Here is a 6,858-nt window from a genome sequence, read left to right on the forward strand (position 1 = left end):
GGGCGGGCGGCCGCGCTCCCCGCCGTCAACGGACACGGCACGGCGCGCGCCGTCGCCGCGCTGTACGGCGTCGTCGCCGGGCGCGGGAGCCACGGCGGCCGGCGCATCCTCTCCCCCGAGGCCGCCGAGCGGGTGCGTGAGGGGCAGGGCAGCTGCCGCGACCTGGTGCTCGGGGCCGGTTTCGACCACGAGACGGAGATCGGACTGGGCCTGTGGCTCAGCGGACCGCACGGATCGTACGGACCCGATCCGCGGGCTTTCGGCCACGACGGCTTCGGCGGCTCGTGCGGTCTGGCCGACCCGGACAACGGGGTGTCATTGGGCTACGTGATGAACCGGATGGGGCCTCGTGTCGCCGACGACCCGAGGAAGATGGCGCTGGTCGACGCCGTGTACCGCGCGCTGTGACCCGGGCTCCGGGCGGTTCGGTTTCGGCCGAACCGGCGGGCCGCTCTTCCCTGATGGTTTAGACCAATGCTAGATGTGGTCGCGCAATGAGCCCGAACGACTACGTCTTGTGACCAACAGGAGGCGCGGCATGGCCCGCACCACCCCCCATGACCACCCGCGGACGGCCGGCCGGCCCCTGTACCGGCGGATAGCGACGGACCTGCTCGCGGAGCTGCGCGACGGCACCGTCCCGCCCGGTGAACGACTTCCCGGCGAACGGCAGTTGGCCGACCACTTCGAGGTCAGCAGGCAGACCGTCAGGCAGGCGCTGGACGTCCTGCGGCGCGACGGCCTGGTCGCGACCGACCGGCGGGGCAGCCATGCCACGCTGCCCGGCAGGCCGGTGGAGGACCCGGTGTCGCTGTCCTTCCCGGTGGGCGTCCGGGCCGCCGACCCGTGCGCCGTCGACCGGGCCACCGTCACCTGGGAGACGCCTCCGGAGGAGCACGCCGCGGCCCTGGGGCTCGCCCCGCACCGGCCGACGCTGGTGCACCGCTACGAGTCCGCCGCACCCGACGGCCGTACTCTGCGCACCGCGCTGACGTCCTTCTCGGCGGTGGCGCTGTCCGAGGTGGAGGAGCTGGGCCGGTACCGCGACCGGGCCGACGGGGCGTGCGCCGCGCAGTTGCAGCGGGCCTACGACTGGATGCGCAGGGCGGGCCTGGCCCTGCACCACCGCGACTCGATCACCCACGCCACCGACGCCTCCTCGGTACGGGTGACGCGGCGCGTGCACGACCAGTTCGCCCGCCCGCTGGAAATCACCGATCTGCTGGTGGACGCCCAGCAGGACGCGCTGGTCTACGAGTTCACGGTGCCCGCGGCGGACTGACCGGCGCCGGACGCGCGCCGGGCGCTACGGCAGGCGTCGCGCCGCCACCAGCCGGGCGCGGGGGCTGCCGTCGTCGCGCCGCCCGAACTCCGGCAGGGCGTAGAGGTCCACCGCGAATCCGGCACGCTCCAGCTCCGCCAGCACGGCCCCCAGCCGGAACGCCCGGTAGTACATGACGAAAGGCGGCCGCCACAGGGCGTTGCGCACCCGCATGACCGTGTCGAAACCGAGCAGGATCCAGAATCCCGGGCGCGACGGCCGGGGCGGGGCGAGCACGGGGAACGCGAAGCGGCCGCCCGGCCGCAGTACGGAGTGGACCTCGGCGAACAGCCCCGGCAGCTCCCGCGGCAGGAAGTGCCCGAAGGCCCCGAAGCTCACCACGAGGTCGAAGGCGGAGGCGAACGGCAGCGCCCGGGCGTCTGCGCGCACCCAGGCGAGCCGCGGCCCTCCGGGCCGGGGCTGCCGCCGGGCCACGTCGAGCATGCCCGCGCTGAAGTCGACGCCGGTGACACTGTCCCGGCACACCCGGGCAAGCACGTCCGTCCCGGCGCCGGTGCCGCAGCACAGGTCGAGCCCGTGCCCGAAGGGACCGAGGCGGGTGAGTGCCCCCGCGACCGCCTCCAGCACCGAGTCCGGCGTGCGGAACGGGGTGTGGTCGAACTTGGGTGCCAGCAGGTCGTAGCCCCGCTCGACGGACGACAGCGCCTGGACGGCGAGCTCGCGGAGGCTGGGACCTTCGGGGCTGAACATCCGCCCAGCCTAGGGGCAGCGTGCCGTTTCTGTGGACACGGCGGCGGGCGGACCCTATTCTCATCGACATCTAATCAACTAATTGACTATGAGGTGAGTCGATGCGCGCGTTCCGTGAGGCGGTCGAGGCCCGCGATCTCGACGCCGTCGAGGCGCTCCTGGCCGAGGACGTCGTCTTCACCAGCCCGGTCGTGTTCAAGCCGTACCGCGGCAAGGCGATCACCGCCGCGATCCTGCGCGGTGTCGTGCGGGTCTTCGAGGACTTCCGCTACGACCGCGAGCTCGCCGGCGCCGACGGCCGCGACCACGCGCTGGTGTTCTCGGCCCGGGTGGGCGACCGGACGGTCGGCGGCTGCGACTTCATCCACGTCGACGAGAACGGCCTGATCGACGAGTTCATGGTCATGGTCCGCCCGCTGTCGGGCGCCCAGGCGCTGGCTGAGGCGATGGGCGCCCGGTTCGACCGGATAGCCGAGGAGGCGGCTCGGGCGGAGGCACGGTCCGCCTGAGCGCCGCGCCGGCGCCCGGTCGTCACGCCACCGTGAGGGTGAGGGCACCGCGCCGTCGACGCGACGGACGCGAGGCCGGCCCGGGCCTTCGGCGAATGCTCATCGGGTACGCATCAGGTACTCATCGCAGGCGCACGGGAAGGGCCCGCACGCTGTTGCCGACGAAACTGGCGTGACGGGAGAGCGTGTCCTCGGGCACGGCGAGGTCCAGGCCGGGGAAGCGGGTGAACAGCCGCTCCAGGGCGACGGTGGCCTCGAGGCGGGCCAGCGGGGCGCCCAGGCAGTAGTGGGCGCCGTGGCCGAGCGAGAGGTTCCGTACGGCGTCGGGACGGGCGGGGCGGGTGACGTCGAACCGGTCGGCGTCCGGGCCGTGCGCGGCCGGGTCGCGCCCGGCGGCGGAGTACCCGGCGAGCACGGGTGTGCCCCGCGGGATGAGCGTGCCGTCGAGGGTGAGGTCCCGTACGGGGTAACGGAACGGGAAGTAGCTGACCGGTGCGTCCCAGCGCAGCGTCTCCTCGACGACGTCCGCCCAGCCCGCCTCGCCCTTCAGCACGAGGGCGAGCTGGTCCGGGTGGCCGCACAGGGCCCGTACCGCGTTGGTGATCAGGTTCAGCGTGGTCTCGTGTCCGGCGATGATCATCAGCACCAGGGTGCCGATGAGCTCCTCCTTGCCGAGCCGGTCGCCGTCCTCGTCGCGCGCGGCGATCAGCCCGCTGGTGAGGTCGTCGCCGGGCCTCTCGGCCTTGCCGGCGGCGATCGCGGCCAGGATGCCGACGAGTTCGCGGTTGGCGGCGACGGCCTCCTCGGGGCCGATGTCGGTGGCCACGACCTGGTTGCACAGGTGGTGCAGCCGGTCCCTGAACTCCGCGTCGACACCGAGCAGTTCGCTGATGACACCCATCGGCAGGGGCAGTGCGAAGTGCTGCCGCAGGTCGGCGACGCCGTCGCCCTCCTGCGCCGCCCGCGCCAGACCGTCGAGCAGCGAGGCCGTCAACTCCTCGATCCGTGGCCGCAGTTCCTCCACCCGCCGCGGGGTGAACGCCCGGCTGACCAGCGACCGCAGTCTGCGGTGGTCGCCGCCGTCGGCGGTGGTCATGCCCCGTACGGTCGCGAAGGTCGCCAGCGGCCAGCCCTCGGGTATCCGCCCCTCGCGCAGCGCGGTGAAGTGCGCCGCGTCCTTGGCCACATCGGGGTGCTGGAGGAACTCCCTGAGCGCCTCGTGCCCGAGTACGGCCATGCCCTCGATGCCTCCGGGCAGCACGACCGGCGCCACGGCACCGCGCGCCAGCAGCCGTGCGTTGTTTCGGCGTGCGGGCAGCCGCCCGCGGGGTCCGGTCGGTGCGGTGGCGTGGGCGACGAGGTCTGCACCGGGTTCTCTCCTGACGGCCGTACGACGGGACGGGACGTCGCCGATCGTAAGCTCACCGGGGCCTCTTCCGAACCTGGATTCCACGTCGACTCACATCGAGGTCAGGGGCCTTCCCCGGACGCAGCCGCCGTCGGCGGAATAGCCCGCACCGACGGCACGTTGAGGTCATTGACAGCCGTACTGCTCCATCGAGTGGTACCATGCGGTCAGCACTTGTGTACGCCCCGTCGTGGGACGCCGGTGCCAGTTCCCCTTCTTCACGTTCTTCACGCCGATCCGCCCGCCGTTCACCGGCCCGGCGCACCGGTTTCCCAGCACCACCTCGCAGGGCTCACGTCCCCGGGGTGCTGTTCCCGCCGCCCGGAGGCACACAGGCACGCCTCCCCCTCGCGGCCCACTCCCCCTTTCCCCTGCCTTCCGTCCGTGAAAGGACCACCGATGACCACCACACTCGAACACCCTCCCGTACAGCAGCGGCCCGCGACACCCCAGAACGTCACCGGTGTCCTCGACATCGACGCGGGCGGGAAGGGGCATCTGCGCGCCGCCGGCTGGCTGCCCTCCCCCTCCGACCTCCAGGTCGGGTCCGCGCTGATCCGCCGTCATGGCCTGCGCAGGGGCGACCTCGTCGAGGGCGTCCGCGGCGCGCAGCGCTCCCTCACGGAGGTCCGAAGCGTCAACGGCCGTACGCCCGAGGAGCTCCGGGGCCGCCGGCACTTCCGGGACCTCACTCCTCTGCACCCGCGCGAGCGGATCCGCCTCGAACACCCGGCGTCGGGCCTGGCCGGTCGCGTCACCGACCTGTTCGCGCCCGTCGGCAAGGGCCAGCGCGGGCTCCTCGTGGCCCCGCCGAAGACCGGCAAGACCGTGCTGCTCCAGCAGATCGCGGCCGCCGTCGCGGGCAACCACCCCGAGTGCCGCCTGATGGTGGTGCTGCTGGACGAACGTCCCGAGGAGGTCACCGAGATGCGGCGCTCCGTGCGCGGAGAGGTGTACGCCTCGACCTTCGACCGGGCGCCCAAACAGCACATCGCGCTCGCGGAGCTGGTGATCGAGCGGGCGAAGCGGCTCGTCGAGGACGGGGAGGACGTCGTGATCCTCCTCGACTCCCTGACCCGGCTGTGCCGGGCCCACAACAACGCGGCCGCCTCGGGCGGCCGCACCCTGAGCGGCGGTGTCGACGCGGCGGCGCTGCTCGGTCCCAAGCGGTTCTTCGGCGCCGCGCGCCAGGCGGAGGAGGGCGGTTCGCTCACCATCCTCGCCACCGCGCTGGTGGACACCGGCTCCCGTGCCGACGGTTTCTTCTTCGAGGAGCTCAAGAGCACCGGCAACATGGAGCTCCGACTGGACCGGGAGCTCGCCTCGCGGCGGCTGTTCCCGGCCGTCGAGCTGACCTCGTCCGGCACCCGTCGCGAGGAACTGCTCCTGTCACCGGCCGAGTTGACGGCCGTACGGGGCCTGCGCCGGGCCCTGCAGTCCCGGGACGGCGGTCCGGCGAACCTGGAGACCCTCCTGGAGCGGATGCGCGCGACCCCCGACAACGCGACCTTCTTGCGCCGTGTCCAGCCGACGCTGCCGACGGGCTAGCACGCGGGGCCGCCGTGGCCCCGGTGCGGCATCCGGGTTGCTCGCGTACGTCGTCCGGCCCTGACAGCGCGGTGTACACCTGGACCGTTCCTACGTTGACCATATGACTATCGGATTCTCTTCCCGGGTGGCCATGTCGACCTGCGCCCTCTGCGTGGCGGGCGTGCTGGCGCTGACGCCCGCCGCGGCGGCCTCCCGCACCGGAACCGCGGTACCGCAGCCATCGGTCCTCTACCGGTCCGGAACACAGGTCAGAGCACATCCGGGGGCGCCCGAGGTCCCCGACGTCTCCGCGCTGTCCTGGCTGGTGGCCGACGCCGGCAGCGGCGATGTGCTGGCCTCGAGCGACGCGCACCGCAGACTGCCGCCCGCCAGCACTCTGAAGACACTGTTCGCCCTCACCGTGCTGCCGGTCCTGCCCGGCGGTGTCCGGCACACCGTGCGGGAGGAGGAACTGGCGGACGTGGGCGAGGGCAGCAGCCTGGTCGGAGTCGTCGAGGGACAGACGTACCGGGTGTCGGACCTGTGGCGCGGGGTCTTCCTCAGCTCGGGCAACGACGCCGTGCACGTGCTGGCGTCCCTCAACGGCGGCTGGCACCGGACGGCCGCCGGGATGCAGGCCAAGGCCCGCGCGCTGGGCGCGCTGGACACCCATGTCGTCTCGCCCGACGGCTACGACGCACCCGGCCAGGTGTCCTCGGCCTACGACCTGGCCGTCTTCGGCCGGGCCGGACTGCGCAACACGGACTTCGCCCGGTACTGCTCCACCACCGACGCCAGGTTCCCCGACGGCGCGGGGTCGTTCGGCATCGAGAACACCAACCGGCTGCTGACCGGCGAGGACGGGGTGGCGCCGTACCCGGGTCTGATCGGCATCAAGAACGGGTACACCAGCAACGCCGGCAACACGCTCGTCGCCGCCGCGCACCGGGGCGGGCGCACGCTCGTCGTCACCGTGATGAACCCTCAGGCCGAGGGCGGGTTCACCGTGTACGAGGAGGCGCGCGCACTGCTCGACTGGGGCTTCGCCGCCGCCGGACGGGTCGATCCGGTCGGCTCGCTGGACGCGCTCCGCGCGAAGTCGGCGGCCCCGGTGGCCGCGGCGGCCGCCCCGGCGGCCCCGGACGACGACTCCGACTGGTCCGGTCCCGGCGTCATCGCCGGCGCCGCCGGACTGGGCGCCGGGGCCCTGGTGCTGGCGCTGCGGGTCAAGGGAGGCCGGACCATGCGCGGCTGACCGGCCGGCAGGCCGAGCAGCAGGCCCAACGTGATCCATGTATAGATGTTGCTGCCGAGGAATCCGTCGACGCCGGACGCGTCGTCGAACCACAGCCACACCACGCTGGTGCACAGCACCGCGT

Annotated in this window: 5 protein-coding genes and 3 pseudogenes; 5 read left to right on the forward strand and 3 right to left on the reverse strand. The window is 73.0% G+C overall.

Annotated elements, in window-relative coordinates; genetic code table 11:
- Together ACFW2E_RS37945 and ACFW2E_RS37950 are read left to right on the forward strand one after the other, a co-directional pair.
- A partial coding sequence (locus tag ACFW2E_RS37945; RefSeq protein ID WP_384473930.1) for a serine hydrolase occupies positions 1 to 408 on the forward strand: 408 nt, incomplete at its 5' end.
- Between the two features lie 130 nt (positions 409 to 538).
- Complete coding sequence (locus tag ACFW2E_RS37950; RefSeq protein ID WP_384473933.1) at positions 539 to 1,282, forward strand: GntR family transcriptional regulator; 744 nt, start codon at positions 539 to 541, stop codon at positions 1,280 to 1,282.
- 24 nt (positions 1,283 to 1,306) lie between these two features.
- Here ACFW2E_RS37950 and ACFW2E_RS37955 read toward each other — a convergent pair whose 3' ends face one another.
- Positions 1,307 to 2,032 (reverse strand): methyltransferase domain-containing protein, encoded by a 726-nt coding sequence (locus tag ACFW2E_RS37955; protein ID WP_384473936.1) that lies wholly within the window; start codon positions 2,030 to 2,032, stop codon positions 1,307 to 1,309.
- A 101-nt stretch (positions 2,033 to 2,133) separates the two neighbouring features.
- Here ACFW2E_RS37955 and ACFW2E_RS37960 point away from each other — a divergent pair, with 101 nt between their 5' ends.
- Positions 2,134 to 2,541 (forward strand): nuclear transport factor 2 family protein, encoded by a 408-nt coding sequence (locus tag ACFW2E_RS37960; RefSeq protein ID WP_384473939.1) that lies wholly within the window; start codon positions 2,134 to 2,136, stop codon positions 2,539 to 2,541.
- A 121-nt stretch (positions 2,542 to 2,662) separates the two neighbouring features.
- Here ACFW2E_RS37960 and ACFW2E_RS37965 read toward each other — a convergent pair.
- Positions 2,663 to 3,909 (reverse strand): annotated as a pseudogene (locus ACFW2E_RS37965) (cytochrome P450).
- A 439-nt stretch (positions 3,910 to 4,348) separates the two neighbouring features.
- On the opposite strand from ACFW2E_RS37965, the gene rho reads away from it, so the two are divergent.
- The gene (rho, locus tag ACFW2E_RS37970; RefSeq protein ID WP_384473941.1) at positions 4,349 to 5,497 is read left to right on the forward strand and encodes a transcription termination factor Rho; all 1,149 of its coding nucleotides are present in this window, start codon (positions 4,349 to 4,351) and stop codon (positions 5,495 to 5,497) included.
- Between the two features lie 133 nt (positions 5,498 to 5,630).
- Positions 5,631 to 6,404 (forward strand): annotated as a pseudogene (locus tag ACFW2E_RS37975) (D-alanyl-D-alanine carboxypeptidase family protein); the annotation flags it as partial.
- A 59-nt stretch (positions 6,405 to 6,463) separates the two neighbouring features.
- Here the strand turns inward: ACFW2E_RS37975 and ACFW2E_RS37980 are convergent.
- Positions 6,464 to 6,858: pseudogene (locus tag ACFW2E_RS37980) on the reverse strand (hypothetical protein); the annotation flags it as partial.

This window comes from Streptomyces sp. NPDC058964 (assembly GCF_042741275.1).
GTDB lineage: Bacteria > Actinomycetota > Actinomycetes > Streptomycetales > Streptomycetaceae > Streptomyces.

Coding starts and splice junctions, on each gene's coding strand:
- ACFW2E_RS37955 (WP_384473936.1), bottom strand. CDS start 2,032: ATGTTCAGCCCCGAAGGTCCCAGCCTCCGCGAGCTCGCCGTCCAGGCG.
- rho (WP_384473941.1), top strand. CDS start 4,349: ATGACCACCACACTCGAACACCCTCCCGTACAGCAGCGGCCCGCGACA.
- ACFW2E_RS37950 (WP_384473933.1), top strand. CDS start 539: ATGGCCCGCACCACCCCCCATGACCACCCGCGGACGGCCGGCCGGCCC.
- ACFW2E_RS37960 (WP_384473939.1), top strand. CDS start 2,134: ATGCGCGCGTTCCGTGAGGCGGTCGAGGCCCGCGATCTCGACGCCGTC.